The organism is Paraburkholderia fungorum (assembly GCF_046026025.1).
Taxonomy (GTDB): domain Bacteria; phylum Pseudomonadota; class Gammaproteobacteria; order Burkholderiales; family Burkholderiaceae; genus Paraburkholderia; species Paraburkholderia fungorum_E.
Map to the genome: position 1 here is coordinate 136,870 of NZ_JAQQFL010000006.1, position 19,455 is coordinate 156,324.

Annotated in this window: 15 protein-coding genes and 1 tRNA gene; 6 read left to right on the forward strand and 10 right to left on the reverse strand. The window is 61.6% G+C overall.

What is annotated here, in order from left to right:
• Positions 1-6: 6 nt before the first annotated feature.
• On the reverse strand, positions 7-765 hold the full coding sequence (locus PQR67_RS09505) for a hypothetical protein (protein WP_408457493.1): 759 nt from the start codon (positions 763-765) through the stop codon (positions 7-9).
• Between the two features lie 532 nt (positions 766-1,297).
• Here PQR67_RS09505 and PQR67_RS09510 point away from each other — a divergent pair.
• Positions 1,298-3,061, forward strand: coding sequence for a winged helix-turn-helix domain-containing tetratricopeptide repeat protein (locus tag PQR67_RS09510; protein WP_408457496.1), 1,764 nt, complete (start codon positions 1,298-1,300; stop codon positions 3,059-3,061).
• 93 nt (positions 3,062-3,154) lie between these two features.
• Here the strand turns inward: PQR67_RS09510 and PQR67_RS09515 are convergent, their stop codons facing one another.
• A complete protein-coding gene (locus PQR67_RS09515) occupies positions 3,155-3,409 on the reverse strand; it encodes a DUF4148 domain-containing protein (protein WP_408457499.1) in 255 nt (84 codons plus the stop codon).
• A 235-nt stretch (positions 3,410-3,644) separates the two neighbouring features.
• Here PQR67_RS09515 and PQR67_RS09520 point away from each other — a divergent pair, with 235 nt between their 5' ends.
• Entirely contained in the window at positions 3,645-4,955 is a 1,311-nt protein-coding gene (locus PQR67_RS09520; RefSeq protein ID WP_408457501.1) for an MFS transporter, read from the forward strand.
• Between the two features lie 106 nt (positions 4,956-5,061).
• Positions 5,062-5,469, forward strand: coding sequence for a RidA family protein (locus PQR67_RS09525; protein WP_408457504.1), 408 nt, complete (start codon positions 5,062-5,064; stop codon positions 5,467-5,469).
• Between the two features lie 47 nt (positions 5,470-5,516).
• Here the strand turns inward: PQR67_RS09525 and PQR67_RS09530 are convergent, their stop codons facing one another.
• The 5 genes from PQR67_RS09530 to PQR67_RS09550 all read right to left on the reverse strand — a co-directional run bounded on the left by PQR67_RS09530 (position 5,517) and on the right by PQR67_RS09550 (position 10,828).
• Positions 5,517-6,662: a TraB/GumN family protein gene (locus PQR67_RS09530; RefSeq protein ID WP_408457507.1), complete on the reverse strand. Its 1,146-nt coding sequence runs from the start codon at positions 6,660-6,662 to the stop codon at positions 5,517-5,519.
• A gap of 198 nt (positions 6,663-6,860) precedes the next feature.
• Positions 6,861-7,685: an alpha/beta fold hydrolase gene (locus tag PQR67_RS09535; protein ID WP_408457509.1), complete on the reverse strand. Its 825-nt coding sequence runs from the start codon at positions 7,683-7,685 to the stop codon at positions 6,861-6,863.
• A 130-nt stretch (positions 7,686-7,815) separates the two neighbouring features.
• Positions 7,816-7,905, reverse strand: a tRNA-Ser gene (locus PQR67_RS09540).
• Positions 7,906-8,082: 177 nt separating this feature from the next.
• Positions 8,083-9,378, reverse strand: coding sequence for a serine--tRNA ligase (gene serS, locus PQR67_RS09545; RefSeq protein ID WP_408457512.1), 1,296 nt, complete (start codon positions 9,376-9,378; stop codon positions 8,083-8,085).
• A 136-nt stretch (positions 9,379-9,514) separates the two neighbouring features.
• Entirely contained in the window at positions 9,515-10,828 is a 1,314-nt protein-coding gene (locus tag PQR67_RS09550; RefSeq protein WP_408457514.1) for a replication-associated recombination protein A, read from the reverse strand.
• Positions 10,829-11,061: 233 nt separating this feature from the next.
• Here PQR67_RS09550 and cytX point away from each other — a divergent pair, with 233 nt between their 5' ends.
• Entirely contained in the window at positions 11,062-12,378 is a 1,317-nt protein-coding gene (gene cytX, locus PQR67_RS09555) for a putative hydroxymethylpyrimidine transporter CytX (RefSeq protein ID WP_408457517.1), read from the forward strand.
• A gap of 91 nt (positions 12,379-12,469) precedes the next feature.
• On the opposite strand, the gene speB is transcribed toward cytX, so the two are convergent.
• Positions 12,470-13,459 carry an agmatinase gene (speB, locus tag PQR67_RS09560; RefSeq protein ID WP_408457520.1) on the reverse strand — a complete coding sequence of 330 codons (990 nt, stop codon included), beginning with the start codon at positions 13,457-13,459 and terminating at the stop codon, positions 12,470-12,472.
• A gap of 170 nt (positions 13,460-13,629) precedes the next feature.
• Here speB and PQR67_RS09565 point away from each other — a divergent pair, with 170 nt between their 5' ends.
• Positions 13,630-14,550: a LysR family transcriptional regulator gene (locus PQR67_RS09565; protein ID WP_408457523.1), complete on the forward strand. Its 921-nt coding sequence runs from the start codon at positions 13,630-13,632 to the stop codon at positions 14,548-14,550.
• A 94-nt stretch (positions 14,551-14,644) separates the two neighbouring features.
• On the opposite strand, the gene lolA is transcribed toward PQR67_RS09565, so the two are convergent.
• Together lolA and PQR67_RS09575 are read right to left on the reverse strand one after the other, a co-directional pair.
• Positions 14,645-15,373: an outer membrane lipoprotein chaperone LolA gene (gene lolA / locus PQR67_RS09570; protein WP_408457526.1), complete on the reverse strand. Its 729-nt coding sequence runs from the start codon at positions 15,371-15,373 to the stop codon at positions 14,645-14,647.
• 246 nt (positions 15,374-15,619) lie between these two features.
• The gene (locus PQR67_RS09575; RefSeq protein ID WP_408457529.1) at positions 15,620-17,935 is read right to left on the reverse strand and encodes a DNA translocase FtsK; all 2,316 of its coding nucleotides are present in this window, start codon (positions 17,933-17,935) and stop codon (positions 15,620-15,622) included.
• Positions 17,936-18,271: 336 nt separating this feature from the next.
• Between PQR67_RS09575 and trxB the strand changes: the two genes are divergently transcribed.
• Complete coding sequence (gene trxB, locus PQR67_RS09580; protein WP_408457532.1) at positions 18,272-19,270, forward strand: thioredoxin-disulfide reductase; 999 nt, start codon at positions 18,272-18,274, stop codon at positions 19,268-19,270.
• Positions 19,271-19,455: the final 185 nt, after the last annotated feature.

Sequence of the window (19,455 nt, forward strand, 5' to 3'; positions counted from 1 at the left end):
GCCTGATTATTTGGGTGCCGCGGGCGAGCCGAGTTGCTGAGCGGGCGAATTGACGGTGCCCAACTCGGTGGCGGCCTTGGCTTGCTGCACTTCGGCGCTTTCCATCAGCGAGGTTTCCATTTCGGAAAATGCCTTGTTGACCGAGTTCATCACGGAGTCGAGCGCGGCGTCCGTTTTGATTTGCGCAAAAGTGTCGCTGGTTTGCATGCCGGCGATCTTGTTCATCCGTTGCGCGGATTGCGACATATCCCACAGTGCCTTGGCCCGATCGATCGCGTCGGAGAATCGCTTGAGTTCGTCCTGCACCTGCTTATAACGCCCCTCACGAAACGCCAGCAGTTTTCTCATCGTTGCGAGTTGAGTTTCAAAACGCGCTGCGTCTTCCGGATACTGTTTTTTGAATTGTGCAGTCTTGTCCTCGAAGTTTTTCACTTCGGTGCGGAAGTCAGTGATGCTTTTCTTGAAGCGTTCCGCACCTTCCTGCTTTTCCGCCAGTTCGTTATAAAGCGTCTCGATCGGGTTCGACTTCGCCTCGTTCACGAACATTTTGACTTTCTGGTTCGCGAACTTCATGGCGAGCACAGGACCGAAGTTGATCGCTGCCAGCCCGATCACCGCCGCGAGGATCAGACCGACCAGGCCCTTGACCAGCAAGATCGCGAGCGGCGCGCCGATGGCGATGCACAGCCCGATAATCGACCACTTGATGACTTTGTATCTGGTGGAGCTCGTGGTCGTGTCTACGACGGAATTGCCAACTGACATGTGAATCCCCTTTTGAAGCCTGTTTTACAAAACTGCGTTTGCAAACTATTCGGGACATCGTTGTGGCTATGCGTTTGGCGCCGGTTTTCTGGACCTGCCGCAAAAACGCTGTATGACTTTACAGCCACTGAGGCGGCTCGGGAAGTGCCACTTATTTTCCGCCCTCATTCAGCGGATCATGAACTCGAATCCAGCCGATGGCCAAGGGTGGCGAGTGTCGCATTCAGGTGGAAATTATTCTGACAAAAACAAGTCAATTTATTTTCTAATTGCTTTCAATTTATGCAGACATTGCCGGTGAATGAGTCCATGTGCGCGAGAAAATATCTGTCGATTATGTGAGCGGCATGAATCCGGCTCACCGTTACGCAAGGACCGGCCCGATAGTTAAACGCTGCGGTCATGGCCGGTGCATTCGTCAAACTGACCGATCGCGCCTGGGTCAAGAAAGCTCAGAGACCGTCGGACGTGCTCCGGGTGACCTAATATAAAGTCCGGAGTCACCCGCTGGTTCGATCGCCCTGGAGCGCAGATGAAGACGTCCGGACTCGTCAGGTTCTCCGACTTCGAACTCGACATCGACCGCTACCAATTGCGCCGGGCCGGGCAGGAAGTGCGTCTCGAACACAAGCCGATGGAACTGCTCATTCTGCTGGCGACGCGCGAGGGAGAACTCGTCGCTCGCGCGGAAATCGTGCGCGCTTTATGGGGAGCCAATTCATTTCGTGACACCGAGAACGGCCTGAACACCGCCGTGCGGAAAATCCGCATCGCGCTGGACGAAGATCCGGTGAACCCGCAGTACGTCAAGACCGTCAAGGGCAAGGGCTATCGGCTGGATGGGATCGAGGCGCCAACGGCCGCCGAGTCCCAACTCAGCCCAACCCCCGCAGTCCGCGTGATCGTGTTGCCTTTCGCGAACATGACCGGCGACGCTGCGCAGGACAGCTTCTGTGACGCGTTGGCGGCTGAAACGTCCGCCACCCTCGGCGCGCTAAAGCCCGGGCGGCTGATGGTCATCGCAAGAACCACCGCCGCCCGCTACCGACGCACCGAAAAAAGCATTGCCGAGATAGCGCGCGAACTCGCGGTGGACTATGTCCTCGAGGGCTCCTTGACCCAGGAAGGTCAACGCTTCCGAATCCTTGCCCAGTTAATCCGTTGCGCCGACCAGGTGCAGGTCTGGAGCCATGCTCACGAGCCGACGTCGCGAGGCGCGCTCGATATCCAGAAGGAAATCGGCGCGGCACTGGTCACCGAAGTGACGCCGACGCTCACCGAACAGCAGCAGACGATGCTGGCAAGACGCTTGCCCATCGAGCCCGCCGCGCACGACGCCTACTTGCGCGGCCGGTATTTCTGGTACCGGCGCGTGCACTTCGACGCCGGATTTTCCGCGCACCACGCCATCAGCGGTGAGGATTTCTTTCGGAGCCGAGCCTACTTCGAAAGCGCGGTCGAGCTCGATCCGACCTACGCACTCGGTTATGTCGGCCTGTCGAACTTTCATGGCTCGACGGCCGTACACGGTCTTTTCCCACCCGAGCAAGGCTGGCCCCTTGCCCGCGTGGCAGTCGAACGGGCGTTGGAACTGGATCCTGGGCTGCCCGAGGCGCATCACGCGATGGCTGCGGTTCACTACTTCTACGACTGGGACTGGCGAAAAGCCGAAGCAGAGTTTCTGGAAGCACTGCGCCTGAATCCCAGCTATCCCGAGGCTCGCAGACTGTACGCGAGGCTTTTGCTCGCGATCGGACGCGAGCCGGATGGAGACGCGCAAATGAAGCGAGCCGAACAGATCGACCCGCTCGCTTTCAAGGGGTCGCGGGCCTTCGGTCTGGTGTTGTCGGGCCGTCACGACGAGGTGATGAAAGAGTATTTTTCCGGTGAGCGGAGCGAGCGCTCTCCGCTCATCTATCAGCTATTGGCCACGGCATTCGAGATAAAAGGCTTGTTCAAGGAAGCGGTGGAAGCCACCACGGAAGCACTGGTCTCGTGCGGCGGACACGCCCGGGCCCAGGCGATCCGCACGCAGTGGGAGAACGGTGGCCACGATGCGGTTCTGCGCTGGCTTCTGGAGGATCTGCTGGTTAGGCATCGCACGAGCTACACGTCGCCGCTGCTACTTGCCGAGATCTACGCCAGACTCGCCAGACCGTCCGAGATGTTTCATTGGCTCGAGGCGGCGCTGGCTGAACGCTCGTCGCGTCTGTGCGAATTGCGCACCAATCCCTGGTTTCAGCGCTATCTGTCGGCCGGCCAGTTCAGAAGCGTGGTCAAGCGGGCCGGCTTCTGAACACCATGATGTTCGATGAATCCGCAGTCCGGCGGTCCGGCGGTCCGGCGATCCGGCGATCCGGCGATCGCGAAGCAATGCCGGGTCCGGCGTTCAGTTTCCACCTTTGAATAGCTCGCGCATGCGGTCGGCTTCACCGTTGTGTTGCGATTGAATCAGTTCGTTGTAGACCTGCTCGCGGCTTTTGCCGGTAGGCGATCCCATTTCTGTGCTCGTCGACGGCGTACCGCCGACCGAGGTGGCGACCAGATCCTGGGAAGGCTGTGTTTGAGTTGAAGCGTCTTGCGCATAAGCGCTGCCGACGGCGAAGACAATTGCACTGGCGGCCACAATTCGAAGAGCTTTCATTTTGCTTTACTCCGGAAAATTGAATCAGGAAAGGCCTTCATGAAGAGGCCAGGGGTGTGATTCCCCGACCCCATGCATCAGGAGCCTGAAGGGCGTTGTAATGCGCGACGCCTGACCCCATGCTGCTTGCGCGAGACCGTTTCGCCCATGGAGGCTGAATGAAGAAATCCTTAATTTTCGCGGTGAGGTGCGTGGGCGCGATGGACGATTTACGAGGCATTTCAGAGGAACGGCCATGACCGGCAGTTCACTCCCGATGCGCACCGGGACGCTGCGCGCCCACCAGCGCTGGACGATCCTCGCGACCAGCACAGCGGGCGCGCTCGAGACTTTCGACGTCGTCATCTACGGGTTTTTCGCGCAAGAGATCGGCCGGGCGTTCTTTCCGGCCAGCGCGGGTCTGTCGACCGTGACGTTGTCGTTTGCGGTATTTGCGCTGGGGTTTCTGGCGCGGCCCTTAGGCGGCATCTTCTTCGGTCATTTAGGCGACCGGTATGGGCGCCGCCGGGTTTTTGCGTGGTCGGCGATTATCGCGGCGGTCTCGACACTGTTCATCGCGATCTTGCCGTCGTATCGCGCGTGGGGCGCGGCAGCCCCTTTTCTGTTGCTCGCGCTGAGGCTCACGCAAGGATTCTGTGTCGGCGGAGAACTGCCGGGTGCGATCGTCTATGCGGTTGAAACGGCGCGTATGAAACCGGGTTTCTCGTGCGGCATCGTGTTCTTCGCGGTCAACATGGCGTTACTGCTTGCTGCGGGCATCAACCTCATCGAGCAACGAACGCTCGCGCCGTCACAGATCGACGCGTTCGGGTGGCGCATCGGCTTTCTCGCCGGCGGAGTAATCGGACTGCTTAGCTTTCTGCTGCGCCGAACGTTGCCGGAAACCGACGCCTATGCACAGGCTGGCGATGCACGTGAGCAAAAGCCACTGTCCGTTCTCCTGCGTGACTATCGCGGGCCAGTCGCCGTCGGAGTCGTTGCGTCGACGCTGGTCGGCCTCAGCAACGGTCTGCTTGTTGCGCATGCACCTGCGTGGCTGCGGCTGCTTCACTATGAACCGCAACGGATTGCCGCCGCTCAAACGCTACATGTAGTGGCAATCTCTGCATGCATGCTGCTGATTGCGCGCATCGGCGACGTGCTGCCGCGACGTTATCTGTTTCGAACCGGCGCTGTGTTATCCGCCTTGTTCGCGCCATTTTTTTATCTGACGCTGGCTCGTCATCAAACTGATTTGCGCGTGGTCTTTTTAATGGCTGCGCTCGTCGCTTCGTTTGCGAACGGAACGTTCGCGTGCGCGATTGCGGAAATGTTTCCCGTCGGCGTGCGCTATAGCGGCGTGGCGCTGGCGATCAACATCGGGTTGGCGACAACGATGGGCGTGGCGCCACTTGCCGCCAATATGCTCATTATGAGGACGGGCTGGATGGAGGCGCCGGCGCTTCTGCTTGTGTGCGGCGCGGGGCTCGCGTTTGTTGCTTCGTTTGGGATGAGGCGGGGTTGGGTTGGAAGCGACATCGATAGTCTGAGCGGTGCATCAGACTGACCTACTGGAACAGCGAACATCATTGATCGGAACATGATCTAACCATCCGCGGTCATAATTCGGACCACCACAAATAAGCGACTCAATCCCGTACCGCAAAAATCACATGACAGATCGCGAATTGATCGTTCCACCGACGATGCAACCTATCGTAGAGCGTGCAGGCTATGTCCCCGCAGTGAAGGTCGGCGCTACTGTTTTCTGTGCCGGGCAGGTCGGGCGTACCGCAGACCTTGGAGTAATCGCCGATCCCGAGGCGCAATTCCTGGCATGCTGGGAAAATCTGCGCGTCGTGCTGCAAGCGGCTGGCTGTACTTTCGAGGATGTTGTCGATATGACGACGTACCACGTGCAGATGAGCACGCATATGCCTGTATTCCGCGAGGTGAAGAATCGGGTTTTCCCACGCGGCACATGCGCATGGACCACGATAGGCGTGTCCGAACTCGCGCATCCAGGCTTGCTGGTCGAGATCAAGTGCGTGGCAGTGAAGCGAGATTCAACTGCGGCGTGACGGCCGCTTTTAGCACCCAGTCGTGTTGAAGCCTCGGCAGCGAGCGCTCAACCTGCTTGCGTCGGTCGCGCCGGGCAGACTGCGCTGACCGAACGCCTGGCCGACGGCTGCGATGCCGTGTCTGTATTTTGCGTTTTCTGCCCGCATGCAGTCCTGACGACGCCCGGCGGCGGCGTAATCGTATAGCCGTCCGCCTTGAGCCGCTCCAGCAACGAGTCGTCACCGAAGAAGTGCGCTGCGCCGACCGCAATCAGAATCGGACCTTTGCCGTGAAAGTAGCCGTAGCGTTCTATTGCAGTAGCAAAAATTTTCGTGCCGTCATGAAGGATGTATTGGTTTGCGTCGTAAACCGATTGGTTCTCGAGCGGATCACGGGTTGTCAATAGCCGCTCGATTCGCGCCATATCCGAGTCCAGCCATGCCTGTTCGAGTTCACCCAGGTCCAGTTCGCCCGGCGCAGGACCAGTCAAGCCGGCACAACGATTCTTCAGGTAGGCCTCCTGTTCATCCGCCGGCATGTCGTCGAACATCTTCATTGCCCGGCTGAGCGTTTCCAGATAGATCACCGGCATCATGTTCCGTTGGGCGATCCTGAGCAGCCGTTCGTCGATGCCCGCGCTAAGCGGAGACGGCTTGCCATTCTTTATCTGGTTTGGAAGACGACCTGCCATCCTGGCTCCATCCACCGTCAGTGCTGCAAGCCATGGCTTCAACTGAAAAAACCGAACAATGTCCTCTTCGCTCTGCCGGGCACATCGCGCAAGTGCTTCAGCCGTCAGCGTGCTGACATGATTTGTGATGTTGTCCTGCGGACCGTATTGCCCGTAGCGAAACACCGTCGGCAGCTCCTTTTTGCTCACGGTAAGAGGCCCCTCCAACACAAGCGCCTCAGCACGGCTTGCGACTTGTGACAGCCGATCGTCGATGCGCGGATCGTCAGCGGCGAGCTTGTGAATGGTGGGAAGCAGCAGCAAGGTCGGCCGGCCGGGTGCAGTCGCGGTCCATAACGGCGCGGAGTCGGCAACGGGTGGCGTGGATGTCTGCGCGAACGAAATGCCGGCGAATAGTGCGCTGCCTGCAAGCGCGATCACCATCCCAATGATGAGCCGCATCCCTGTCTCCCCATTTTTTTGTTTTCGATGTAGTGATCGCGCGCGGGAATTAATCTGACTCTGGGCGTTCAATTCATGCATCCGCCCATCATGGAAATCGACGGCTCATCCGCTGTCGTCGTATTGCCCGCTGCGCTCAAATCATAATAGACGTGTAGAACGCCCATGATGTAGGGGGAAACGCTCGACCCTGCAAAGTAATGCCCGCCGCATGAATCCTTTCTTCGCGGCGGCAAACGTCAGCGCCACCGGGCAGTCGGCCTCCCAATCCCGGCCAGGCTACTCCTCACGGCCAGAGCAGCGCCCGATGAATGCCGTGAGCAGGTTCGTGATTTCCGCCGGCCGCTCCAGGCTCGGCAGGTGGGCCGCGCCGGACAATTCATGGTACGACCCGTTCGATACCGTGGTTGCAATATAACGGCTGCGCTCCTGAGTGCTGGGGAGGTCGAGGTCACCACAAATCACCAGCGATGGCACCGATATCTCACCCAAACGATGATAGGCAGGCGCGGCATCAAGATTCGTCCCGGTCGGCGCAGACCTGAGCGCAACTGAGTTCATTTCCACGAACAGTTGGCGAGCCTGACCCGTGACACGACCTTCTCGTTCCAGTGGGCCGTCCAGAGAAAGGCGCGTTCTAATCGTGATCGCCCGATCTATATCACCGATCCTTTCGGCTTCCTTCAGTTGCATCCGCAGGGCTTCGATTTCAGGCAGGCAAGTTGCCTCAGGCGCGCCAGTTACGTTGGGCGCAATGAGAACGAGGGCACGGACACGTGATGGATGCCGAAGGGCCGCGTCGAGCACGATCCCCCCACCCTGTGAACATCCGACGAGGATGACCGACTCATCGTTCGCCACGGTATCAATCACCGCCATCAAGTCCGCGACGGCAGAAAAGTCCTCCGCGTCGGCGCGGGTCTCGCCAAAGCCCCGGCGATCGTAGGCGATAGCCTTATTGTGAGCGCCGACGCCATCCAGTTGTGCGTGCCACATGCGGCTATCAGCGACGCGGGCGTGCAGAAAGACGACCGGGTCGCCATGACCGACAACTGTCGCAACCAACGTGGCACGGCCAGACGTAATCCGGAAATTGGAGGTCATGCTCATCCCAAGTGTTTGTAACGACTTGATCTGAAAGAATGAACAACACGGTATCACTCGATAGAACACAATTCAGCCGCCCCAAAAGCAAAACCCCGCAAGAACTTTCGTTCTGCGGGGCTTTTAAATTTGGCGGAAAGGGTGAGATTCGAACTCACGGTACCCCTAAAGGTACACTGGATTTCGAGTCCAGCGCATTCGACCACTCTGCCACCTTTCCGGGTCTTCCAACTCACAGCAACAAGGCTACTTAGTTGCCATCTCGTCAGATCCAAGCGGGTCGTTGCTTGGGAGAGCAAGATTATAGAACAGCTGAACCCACTTTCCAAGCCCCTTGGTCAAAAAATTTCAAAGGGGCTCGGCAATCGGTGACGCTATCAAGCGACATCAAGCGGTATCAAGCCGCCGGTACTGCCAGCCGTTCCACACCGCCGAGGTAAGGACGCAGCGCCACCGGCACCGTGACCGAACCATCCGCGTTCTGGAAGTTCTCGAGCACCGCCACGAGCGTGCGGCCCACCGCCAGGCCCGACCCGTTCAGCGTGTGCAGCAGTTCCGGCTTGCCTTGCGCATTGCGAAAACGCGCCTGCATGCGGCGAGCCTGGAACGACTCCGTATTCGAACAGCTCGAAATCTCGCGATACGTATTCTGCGCAGGCACCCACACTTCCAGGTCATACGTCTTGGTAGCCGAGAAGCCCATATCGCCCGTGCACAGCGTGATCACGCGGTAGGGCAATTCAAGTTTCTGCAGAATCGTCTCAGCGTGGCCGACCATCTGTTCCAGCGCGTCATACGACGTTTCCGGCGCGACGATCTGCACCATCTCGACCTTGTCGAACTGATGCTGGCGGATCAGACCGCGCGTGTCGCGGCCGTACGAGCCCGCTTCCGAGCGGAAGCACGGCGAATGCGCGGTCAGCTTGATCGGCAGCGTTTCCGCTTCGACGATGCTGTCGCGCACCGTGTTCGTCAGCGAGATTTCCGACGTCGAAATCAGATACTGCGTGATCGTGTTCTCGTCGCCGCCCTTCTCGACGCGGAACATGTCGTCGGCGAATTTCGGCAGTTGGCCGGTGCCGTACAGAATCTCCGGATTCACGATGTACGGCGTGTACACCTCGGTGTAGCCGTGGTGCAGCGTGTGCGTGTCGATCATGAACTGCGCCAGCGCGCGATGCAGCCGCGCAATCTGGCCGCGCAGCAACGTGAAACGCGCACCCGACAGTTTCGCGCCCGTTTCGAAATCGAGGCCGAGCGGCGTGCCGACGTCGACGTGATCCTTCACTTCAAAATCGAACTGGCGCGGCGTGCCCCAGCGGCGCACTTCGACATTCTGTGTTTCGTCCTTGCCCATCGGCACGCTTTCGTGCGGCAGGTTCGGCACGCCGAGCAGCAGGTCGGACAAACGCTTCTGGATGTCGTCGAGCCTGGCCGCCGACGCCTTCATCTCGTCGCCAATACCGCCCACTTCGGCCATTAGCGCCGAGGTATCCTCGCCCCGCCCTTTCATCCCGCCGATCTGCTTCGACAGGGTGTTGCGGCGCGCCTGCATCTCTTCGGTACGGGTCTGGGTGTCGCGGCGTTCCGCTTCGAGCGCGGCGAAGGCCGCCACGTCGAGGGTATAGCCGCGGTCGGCGAGGCGCTTGGCGACGCCGTCGAGGTCTTTGCGCAGCAGCTGGATGTCGAGCATGGAATGGGGCGGGTGTTCGTTGTATGAAGCAGCGATTTTAGCGCACCGGCGCGGGCGGCCGGTGCGTTAGATGGTCAAGGCGTGCGGAATGGCGACACGGCATCCGAACCGGCCGCAGAAGGCCAGGCGCAAACGCTCAGCCCTTCTTCGGCTTGTTTTCGCTGCGCCACTGCGCATCGAGTTCGGCCAGCCGCGCCATCTTGTCGCCGATTTTGCCTTCAAGACCGCGCGGCGTCGGCTCGTACCAATGCGGGTCGCGCATGGTGTCCGGCAGATAAGTCTCGCCGGCCGCGTAGGCATCGGGTTCGTCGTGCGCGTAGCGATATTCGTGGCCGTAGCCGAGTTCCTTCATCAGCTTGGTCGGCGCGTTGCGCAGATGCACCGGCACGCCGCGCGACTGGTCCTTGCTCACAAACCGCCGCGCCTCGTTATACGCGTTGTACCCGGCGTTCGACTTCGGCGCGACCGCCAGATAAATGATCGCCTGCGCCAGCGCCAGTTCGCCCTCGGGGGTACCGAGGCGCTCATAGGTTTCGGACGCGTCGAGTGCGATGCGGGCCGCGCGCGGGTCGGCGAGGCCGATGTCTTCCCACGCCATGCGCACGATGCGCCGGGCGAGATAACGCGGGTCCGCGCCGCCGTCGAGCATGCGGCAAAACCAGTAGAGCGCGCCGTCCGGGCTGCTGCCGCGGACCGATTTATGCAGCGCGCTGATCTGGTCGTAGAACGCGTCGCCGCCTTTGTCGAAGCGGCGCAGATTCTCGGCAAGCGCGCTGCCGAGCAAAGCGCCGTCGATTTCGGTGCTCTTCTGCCGGGCCGCCGCGCGCGCGACGATTTCCAGGTTGTTCAGCAGCTTGCGGCCGTCGCCATCGGCGGAACCGATCAGGGCGTCGCGGGCTTCGTCGGTAAATGTGAGGCCGCCGAGCTCGTTCTGCGCGCGGTCGAGCAGTTCGGTTTGTTCTTCGTCGGTGAGACTTTTCAGCACGTAGACTGCCGCTCGCGAGAGCAACGCGCTATTTACCTCGAACGACGGATTCTCGGTCGTCGCGCCAACGAACACAAACAGCCCCGACTCGACGTGCGGTAAGAACGCGTCCTGCTGGCTCTTGTTGAAGCGATGCACTTCGTCGACGAATACCAGCGTCTGATGCCCGTTCGCGCGATGAATCTGAGCGGTCTCGACGGCTTCGCGGATATCCTTCACGCCCGAGAGCACCGCCGACAACGCGATGAACTCAGCGTGAAACGCGTCAGCCATGAGCCGCGCGAGCGTGGTTTTACCGACGCCGGGCGGGCCCCACAGGATCATCGAGTGAGCTTCGCCGGATTCGAAGGCGACCCGCAGCGGCTTGTTCGGCCCGAGCAGGTGCTTCTGGCCGATCACTTCGTCGATATTGCGGGGCCGCAGGCGTTCGGCGAGCGGAACATTGGCACGGGGTTCTTCAAACATGGCGTTTTAGGGATAATCTCGGCTTTTCCGGACGCGGTCCGTGTGAAAGCGGCGTGCTGCCGGTGAGCCACGCCCGCACGCAGGCATGCATGCGGGCAACGTCCTGCATTATGACAGTGACGGCGTTCGGCCGATGACTGTTCACTGTGGCGAAGGGATTTGGGTAGCACCGTTCGCGCAAAATTCCGACAATGAACCGACACGCTAACTCCGGTCGACAGGGACACGATTAGATGACACAAGATTCACTCGCCGGCGACGCCGGCTCCACCTACGCACCGCTCACGCCGGTGCCCGACGCGCGCCGCGCGTTCCGCACCGGCGACGCTTTCGCGCTGTGGTTCTCGCTCGGCATCGGCCTGCTGGTCGCGCAAGCGGGCGCGCTGCTGGTGCCGGGGCTGTCGCTGCCGCATGCGTTGCTGGCGATCCTGATCGGCAGCGCAATCGGCGTCCTGTTGCTGGCGTTGGCCGGCGTAGTCGGCACGGATACGGGTCTTGCGGCCATGTCGTCGTTGCGGCCGACGCTCGGCGTACGCGGCGCATCGGTACCGGCGGTGCTGAACGCGGTGCAACTGGTCGGCTGGGGTTCGTTCGAGGTCATCGTGATGCGCGATTCCGCCGATGCGCTCGCCAAGCAGGCCTTCGGTTTCTCAATGCCGCTGATCTGGACCGTGATCTTCGGTTTGCTCGCGACGCTACTGGCGATTAGCGGGCCGCTGTCGTTCGTGCGCCGGTTTCTGCGTACCTGGGGCATCTGGCTGCTGTTGGCGGGCGCCGCGTGGCTGTCATGGAATCTGCTTGCCAGGCACGATCTGGCCGCGCTGATGCGCCGTCCGGGCACCGGCGAAATGTCGTTCGGCGGCGCAATCGATCTGGTGGTTGCAATGCCGCTCTCGTGGCTGCCGCTGATCGCCGACTACACGCGTTTCGGCCGACGCCCCGGCGAAACCTTCCGCGGCACGCTGCTGGGCTATGGCATTGCGAACATCTGGTTTTATGCGCTCGGCGCGATCTACGGCCTCGCGGCGGGCGGTGGCGATGCGCTGCTGACCGGCGCGCTGGCTCAAGCGGGCGGCGGCCTCGCCCTGCTGCTGATCCTGATCGACGAAGTGGATAACGCATTCGCCGACATTCATTCGGCAGCGGTTTCGACCGGGACATTCTGGACGCGCGGCAGCGTGCCCTTGTTGTCGGCGGCATTCGGCGCGCTGTGCACGGCGATCGCCCTGCTCGTGCCGATGGCGAAGTATCAGAACTTCCTGCTGTTGATCGGCTCCGTGTTCGCGCCGCTGTTCGGCGTGATGCTGGTGGACCACTTCATCGTGCGCAAGCGTCGTATTGAAGCCGCCGCGCTCAGCGACGTTCGCGGCCGTTATGGCTTCTCGGGCGGCTGGCATCTGAGCGCGTTCGCGTCGTGGGCCATCGGCATCGTGGCGTATCAGGCGATCAATCAATGGCTGCCGAATCTGGGCGCGACGTTGCCCTCGTTGGTAATCGGCGCGGTGTGTTATCTGGCGCTGGTGTCGGCTCGGAAGACTGCTTACGCCTGAGTCGCATAAGCGTCCCGACGTACAGAAAGGCCTGCAAATGCAGGCCTTTTAGCTTCATGCGTCATCAACCTTATTTAGCGGACCTCGCGGTTCACCGCTTCGACGCCCGATACTCGACACCCGGCAACACGCACAGCAATTCGAACGCGAGATTCGCGCCGAGCAACGCAGTCGTGCCGAACGGATCGTACGGCGGCGCAACCTCAACCAGATCGCAGCCGACGATGTTCAAGCCGTGCGAGCCGCGAATGATTTCCAACGCCTGCGGCACCGTCAACCCGGCGATTTCCGGCGTGCCCGTACCCGGCGCGAACGCCGGGTCGATCCCGTCGATATCGAAGGTGATGTACACCGGAGCGTCGCCCATGCGCTCACGCACCCGCGCCATCAGCGGCGCCAGCGACTGGTTCCAGCACGCCTCGGCCTGCACCACTTCAAAGCCCTGATCGCGGCACCAGTCGAAATCTTCCGCCGCGTAGCCGGTGCCACGCAGGCCGATCTGCACGACGCGGTCGCAGTCGAGCAAGCCCTCTTCCACCGCGCGGCGAAACGGCGTGCCGTGCGCGATTTTCTCGCCCATCATCGTGTCGTTGACGTCGGCATGCGCGTCGACGTGAATCAGACCGACCTTGCCGTGCTTGCGATGAATCGCGCGCAGGATCGGCAGCGCGATCGTATGGTCGCCGCCGAGCGTGATCGGCTTGCAGTCGTGCTGGAGGATTTCGTCGTAGGCGGTTTCGATGCGCCTGATCGAATCGTGCAGGTTGTACGGATTGATCGCGACGTCGCCGAGATCGGCCACGCGCAGCGAATCGAACGGCGCGGCACGCGTCGCCATGTTGTATGGACGCAGCAGCACCGATTCGCTGCGGATCTGGCGCGGCCCGAAACGCGCGCCGGTACGGTTCGAGGTGCCGAGATCGAACGGCACGCCGACGAAGCAGGCGTCGAACCCTTCGGCCGAGCCGACGTTGGGCAGCCGCATCATCGTCGCAATGCCGCCGCAGCGGGGCATGGCGTTGCCGGACAGCGGCTGCGGCCGTTCGCCGGCCTCGGGGGAAATGAAGGAAGAAGTATTCATCGTGTCTCGGCAATGAAAAGGGGGCAGTAAGCAAATCTGTGCAACCGGCCGATGGATCAACGGAAAAAGCGCACCTTGCCGGGCGAGTCTCGATTCTTGAGCAGTTTCCCGCAAGTTAAAATACGAACAGAATAAACTTCACATTGATTCGTAGCGATGTATCCTGACGTATGTTCTCTCAACTCACCGATCTCGACCTGCGGCTGATCCGCGTCTTCCTCGCCATCGTCGACGCCGGCGGCGTCTCGCCGGCCCAAGCCACGCTGAACGTCGGCCAGTCGACCATCAGTACGCAGCTCGCCACGCTGGAAACACGCCTTGGTTACCGGCTGTGCGAACGCGGCCGCGGCGGCTTCAGCCTGACCGCGCGCGGCGAGCAATTCATCGACGCGGCGCGCGCCCTGCTGTCCGCGGTCGACACCTTCGGCATGCAGGCGCGCAATGTCGGCCGCAAGCTGGTCGGCACGCTCGATATCGGCATGATCGGCCACACGCCGGTGTCGGCAAGCGCGCGTATCAGCGACGCGATCGGCCGGTTCCGGGCGCGCGATCAGTCGGTGCGATTTTCGATTCTGGTGCGCTCGCCGGGCGAGCTCGAGGAACTGCTGCTGAATGGCCGGATTCAGGTCGGCATCGGCTATTTCTGGCATCGCGTGCCGTCGCTTGAGTACACCGAGGTGTTCGCCGAAGATCAGTTCGCGTATTGCGCGAAGGGGCATCTGCTGTTCGCTTCAGCCGGCGAGGTGTCGCCCGCCGAAGCTGCGGCTCACGAATGGGCGTGGCGCAGCTATCCGCTCCCCGAGGCCGAAAGTTCGACCACGCCACAGAACGTGACCGCCGTCGCTGACAACATGGAAGCGGTCGCGATGCTGGTGCTGTCAGGGCACCATCTCGGCTATCTGCCGGGGCATTTCGCGGCGCCGTTCGTCAAGCAAGGTTTGCTGGCCGCGTTGAATCCGGCACAGATGCGCTACCGCGTGGCGTTTCATATGGTCACGCGCGCACGGCAGCATCGAACGGATATCGTCGAAGCGTTTATCGACGATATGAAGGCCGCGCATCCGGCGCAAGTGCTGGAAGTGGAGGAGTAGTGGTTCGACGTTGCATCCACCGCAATACTCCGCCAAAAGAAAAGCCGCGCAATCAATGCGCGGCTTTTTTATTTCACGGACAAACCGGAGCGGTTTAACCGTTGATCACATCCGCGCCCTTCGGCACCGTGAACTTGAACGCATCGGCCGGCAGCGGCGGATTCTTCTGAATGTTCGAGAAGGTCAGCAGTGTCACGTTGCCGAACACATCGTGCAGTTCCATCGCTTCAAGATTGCCGTCCTTGAAACCGATGCCGACGCGCTGAAACTGCGTGTCTTTCGCCTTGGGTGTCAGTTCGAGCCAGTCGATGCCGGCCTTCACGCCCGCATCGCGCAGGGTGAAGTTCTTGTCCAGATCGTTGCTGCCGAACAGAATCGCCGCCGGGCTCGCGCCGAGTGCGCCGCCGAGGCTGCGCACCGTTACCTGGTTCAGATCCTTGTCGTACACGTAGAGCTTGTCACCGTCGGCTTGCAGCAGTTGTGCATAGGGCTTCTCGTATTGCCAGATGAACTTGCCCGGACGCGCGAAGGTGAACGTGCCGCTCGACGTGCCGGTCTTGCCAGCCGTGGACAGTACGCCGCTCGCACCCTGCGCCTTGCTCGGCGCGCGCACTTCCTGCTGCACAAAGGTACCGCGCGCGGAATGCACTTGTGCGACGAACGCTTTAAGTTGCTCGGTGCCGCTCGCGAATGCCTGCGACGCGACGAGCATCGACGCGCCGATCGCCACGCTGCCAACGCCACGTACGATCGTGCGAGCAAGTTGGCCAAAACGGCCCGATTGAGCACGCTCTCGGGCGTGCTGCTGCGCGAATAGTTGCATGGTGTTTTTCTCCCTTGATTGAATTTATCGAGCGCTCGTGGCGGCGGGCGTTGAGGGTACCGGCCGCGTGAGCGCTACGGTCAGCTTGACCCGCCCCGCCGGGGACGAACCCCCAGCCTTGAGTCACAGCTTAAGCAAAAAGCCTTAAATGGGGCTTATGAGCAGGGCTTATGAGCAGAACCGATGAGCGGGACTTGAATGCGGCGCGTTGCGGCCCCAGTTCGGTGAAATAGCCACATGGATCGCCTATTCCGCTTCCCGTGCTGGAGCAAGAATCTCTCGATTGCCGTTCGACGACATTGCCGAGACCACGCCCGAGTTCTCCATCTGCTCGAGCAGGCGCGCCGCGCGGTTATAGCCGATGCGCAGATGCCGCTGCACCAGCGAGATCGACGCGCGGCGGTTCTTCAGCACCACGTCGACAGCCTGGTCGTACAGCGGGTCCGCTTCGCCGTCGCCCGAGCCGCTTCCCCCGGCGCCCGCGGAGCCTTCGTCGCCCTCACCCGTCACGCCGCCTTCGAGGATGCCCTCGATGTAATTCGGCTCGCCCTGCTCCTTGAGCTTGTCGACGACGCGATGCACTTCTTCGTCCGACACGAACGCGCCGTGCACCCGCACCGGCAAACCGCTGCCCGGCGGCAGATACAGCATGTCGCCCATGCCCAGCAGCGATTCCGCGCCCTGCTGATCGAGAATCGTGCGCGAGTCGATCTTCGACGACACCTGGAAGGCCATCCGCGTCGGCACGTTGGCCTTGATCAGGCCGGTAATCACGTCCACCGACGGACGCTGCGTGGCCAGAATCAGATGGATGCCCGCCGCGCGCGCCTTCTGCGCGATCCGCGCGATCAGTTCCTCGACCTTCTTGCCGACCACCATCATCAGATCGGCCAATTCGTCGATCACGACGACGATGTTCGGCAGGCGCGACAACGGTTCCGGATCGTCCGGCGTCAGGCTGAACGGATTCGGCAGCTTCTCTTCGCGCTTCGCGGCTTCGTCGATCTTGTTGTTGTAACCGGCCAGGTTGCGCACGCCGAGCTTGCTCATCAGCTTGTAGCGGCGCTCCATTTCGGCGACCGCCCAATTGAGCGCGTGACCGGCCTGGCGCATGTCCGTGACCACAGGACACAGCAGATGCGGAATCCCTTCGTAGACGCTCATTTCGAGCATCTTCGGATCGATCAGGATCATGCGGACCTGCTCGGCGCTCGCCTTATAGAGCAGCGACAGGATCATTGCGTTGATACCCACCGACTTGCCCGAGCCGGTCGTGCCGGCCACCAGCAAGTGCGGCATTTTTGCGAGGTCGGCGCACACCGGCTTGCCGCCGATGTCCTTGCCGAGGCCCATGGTGAGCGGCGAAGCCGCGTCCGCATAAACCGCCGAGCCGAGAATCTCCGAAAGACTCACGGTTTGACGGCGTTGATTCGGTAACTCCAGCGCCATGAAATTCTTGCCGGGAATCGTCTCGACCACCCGGATCGACACCAGCGACAGCGAACGCGCCAGGTCTTTTGCCAGCCCGACGATCTGGCTGCCCTTCACGCCGGTGGCCGGCTCGATTTCGTAACGCGTGACAACCGGGCCCGGATACGCGGCGACCACGCTCACGTCGACGCCGAAGTCCTTGAGCTTTTTCTCGATCAGACGCGAAGTGAATTCGAGCGTGTCGGCGGAAATGGTTTCCTGCGCGGCCGGCGCCGCGTCGAGCAGCGAGATCGGCGGCAGCGTGGAGTCGCCCGGCAGGTCGGTGAACAACGGCACTTGCCGCTCTTTCTCGACGCGCTCCGATTTGGCGGGCGTGACGACTGGCGGCACGATCATGACCGGCTCGTGCTCCTCGATCCGCACGCGGCCCTTTTCGACCTTGCCCTCGCGCTTCACGGCGGCGGCTTCGCCCAATTTGCGGTCGCGGCCGGCTTCGCGGCGCAGCTTGGCGAACGTGACCGCCGAAATGATCGATTCGCCGACTTTTTCCGACACCGACAACCACGAAAAACGGAAATACAGCGACAAGCCGATGCCGAGCACGATCAGCAGCGCCAAGGTGCCGCCCGTGAAGCCCAGCGCATGCGAAATACCGCGCGCGACCGCTTCGCCGACCACGCCGCCCGGCGCACGCGGCAATTGCACTTTCAGCGACCACATGCGCAACGCTTCGATACCGTCGCACGCGAGCAACACCAGCATGAACGCGAAAGCGTCCGCGAGCCAGCCGGCATCGCGCGGCGCGTCTTCCTGCAGATCCTCGTGGCGGGTGATACGGCGGTAATTGGCGGAGATATGGCGGCCGAGCAGCACGATCCACCAGTAGGCGGACAGCCCAAACAGCAACAGCAGGATGTCGGACGTCCAGGCACCTACGCGGCCGGCCCAGTTGGCGATGCGGTCGACCTGCGCGGCGTGCGTCCAGCTCGGATCGTGCCGGCTGTAGCTGACGAGCGCCATGAGCAGAAACACGCCGAGCGCGACCTGCAAGATCCAGCGGATTTCGGTGAAAAGGCGCGACATGCGGTGCGGCAATGCCTGCGCGCTCGCGGAATAGGGAGCTTTTGCCATTGATCCTGTTGCGTGTGTGGCCGATCTGCCGCCGGAGTCGCGGCCCGAAGCGGCCCTTGGGGCGGCTCCAGACCCGGTCCCGGCTGCCAGGTCCATCGATGCGGCCTATTGTAAACGCAGTGCCCGACGCAAGGCTGTAAATGACGGTAACTTAGCCGATTGGCGTCATGGAAGGCCGCCGGGACCCGCGGCACCGCTATCGCCGCGATCGGAAAGCTTCATGAAGCAGGCCGGCGTGCCGCCCTTTATAATGCCGCTCTGATACCCATCTATAGTTCCAGCTCAAGTCGCGCGGCCTCGCATGGGCGAGCCGGGCGCCGTAAAAGGATTTCGATCATGCCCGCCACTTCCACGAAACACGCCAAAGTTCTGATTCTCGGTTCCGGTCCCGCCGGCTACACGGCAGCGGTCTACGCGGCACGCGCCAACCTGTCGCCGGTGCTCGTCACGGGTCTCGCCCAGGGCGGCCAGCTGATGACCACGACCGACGTCGAAAACTGGCCTGCCGACGCCCACGGCGTGCAAGGCCCGGAACTGATGGCGCGCTTTCTGGAGCACGCCGAGCGCTTCAACACGGAAATCATTTTCGACCACATCCATACGGCCAAGCTGGATGAGAAGCCGATCCGCCTGATCGGCGATTCGGCCGAATACACCTGCGACTCGCTGATCATCTCGACCGGCGCATCGGCACAGTATCTCGGCCTGCCGTCCGAAGAATTGTTCATGGGCAAAGGCGTGTCGGCTTGCGCCACCTGCGACGGCTTCTTCTACAAGAAGCAACATGTGGCCGTGATCGGCGGCGGCAATACCGCGGTCGAGGAAGCCCTCTATCTGTCCGGCATCGCCAGCAAGGTGACGGTGATCCATCGCCGCGACAAGTTCCGCGCCGAACCGATCCTGATCGACCGTCTGCTCGCGAAGGAAAAGGAAGGTGTCGTCGAGATCAAGTGGAACAGCACGCTCGACGAAGTGACGGGCGACCAGTCCGGCGTGACCGGCTTGCGCATCAAGAGCACGAAAACCGGCGACACCACCGACATCGCGCTGCAAGGCATTTTCGTCGCGATCGGCCACAAGCCGAACACGGATATTTTCGCGGGCCAGCTGGAGATGAAGAACGGCTACATCATCACCAAGGGCGGCCTGAACGGTTTCGCAACGGCAACCAATGTGCCGGGCGTGTTCGCGGCGGGCGACGTGCAGGATCACGTCTATCGTCAGGCGATCACCAGTGCGGGCACGGGCTGCATGGCCGCGCTCGATGCCCAGCGTTATCTGGAAAGCGTCGAAGAAATTGGCGAGCACGTAATGAGCGCTGAAGCCGACCGTTGATCAAGCTGTGAATCCGCATCCGGCGAATCTGCGCGGCAGGTACGGGCAAGCGCAACGGTAAAATGGCGGCTGGGCATAGCCCGGCCGCTTGCAAGAAAGAAGGCCGCGGCTCACAAGCCGGCGGCCTTTTTTGCGTCCTGGCGCGTGTCGGATGCGTCGCTCGACCGATCTACTTTTCTGTGTAT

Excerpts from the sequence above, each read along its gene's own strand:
- PQR67_RS09505 (WP_408457493.1), bottom strand. The coding sequence starts at position 765 with ATGTCAGTTGGCAATTCCGTCGTAGACACGACCACGAGCTCCACCAGA.
- PQR67_RS09510 (WP_408457496.1), top strand. The coding sequence starts at position 1,298 with ATGAAGACGTCCGGACTCGTCAGGTTCTCCGACTTCGAACTCGACATC.
- PQR67_RS09515 (WP_408457499.1), bottom strand. The coding sequence starts at position 3,409 with ATGAAAGCTCTTCGAATTGTGGCCGCCAGTGCAATTGTCTTCGCCGTC.
- PQR67_RS09520 (WP_408457501.1), top strand. The coding sequence starts at position 3,645 with ATGACCGGCAGTTCACTCCCGATGCGCACCGGGACGCTGCGCGCCCAC.
- PQR67_RS09525 (WP_408457504.1), top strand. The coding sequence starts at position 5,062 with ATGACAGATCGCGAATTGATCGTTCCACCGACGATGCAACCTATCGTA.
- PQR67_RS09530 (WP_408457507.1), bottom strand. The coding sequence starts at position 6,662 with ATGCATGAATTGAACGCCCAGAGTCAGATTAATTCCCGCGCGCGATCA.
- PQR67_RS09535 (WP_408457509.1), bottom strand. The coding sequence starts at position 7,685 with ATGACCTCCAATTTCCGGATTACGTCTGGCCGTGCCACGTTGGTTGCG.
- serS (WP_408457512.1), bottom strand. The coding sequence starts at position 9,378 with ATGCTCGACATCCAGCTGCTGCGCAAAGACCTCGACGGCGTCGCCAAG.
- PQR67_RS09550 (WP_408457514.1), bottom strand. The coding sequence starts at position 10,828 with ATGTTTGAAGAACCCCGTGCCAATGTTCCGCTCGCCGAACGCCTGCGG.
- cytX (WP_408457517.1), top strand. The coding sequence starts at position 11,062 with ATGACACAAGATTCACTCGCCGGCGACGCCGGCTCCACCTACGCACCG.
- speB (WP_408457520.1), bottom strand. The coding sequence starts at position 13,459 with ATGAATACTTCTTCCTTCATTTCCCCCGAGGCCGGCGAACGGCCGCAG.
- PQR67_RS09565 (WP_408457523.1), top strand. The coding sequence starts at position 13,630 with ATGTTCTCTCAACTCACCGATCTCGACCTGCGGCTGATCCGCGTCTTC.
- lolA (WP_408457526.1), bottom strand. The coding sequence starts at position 15,373 with ATGCAACTATTCGCGCAGCAGCACGCCCGAGAGCGTGCTCAATCGGGC.
- PQR67_RS09575 (WP_408457529.1), bottom strand. The coding sequence starts at position 17,935 with ATGGCAAAAGCTCCCTATTCCGCGAGCGCGCAGGCATTGCCGCACCGC.
- trxB (WP_408457532.1), top strand. The coding sequence starts at position 18,272 with ATGCCCGCCACTTCCACGAAACACGCCAAAGTTCTGATTCTCGGTTCC.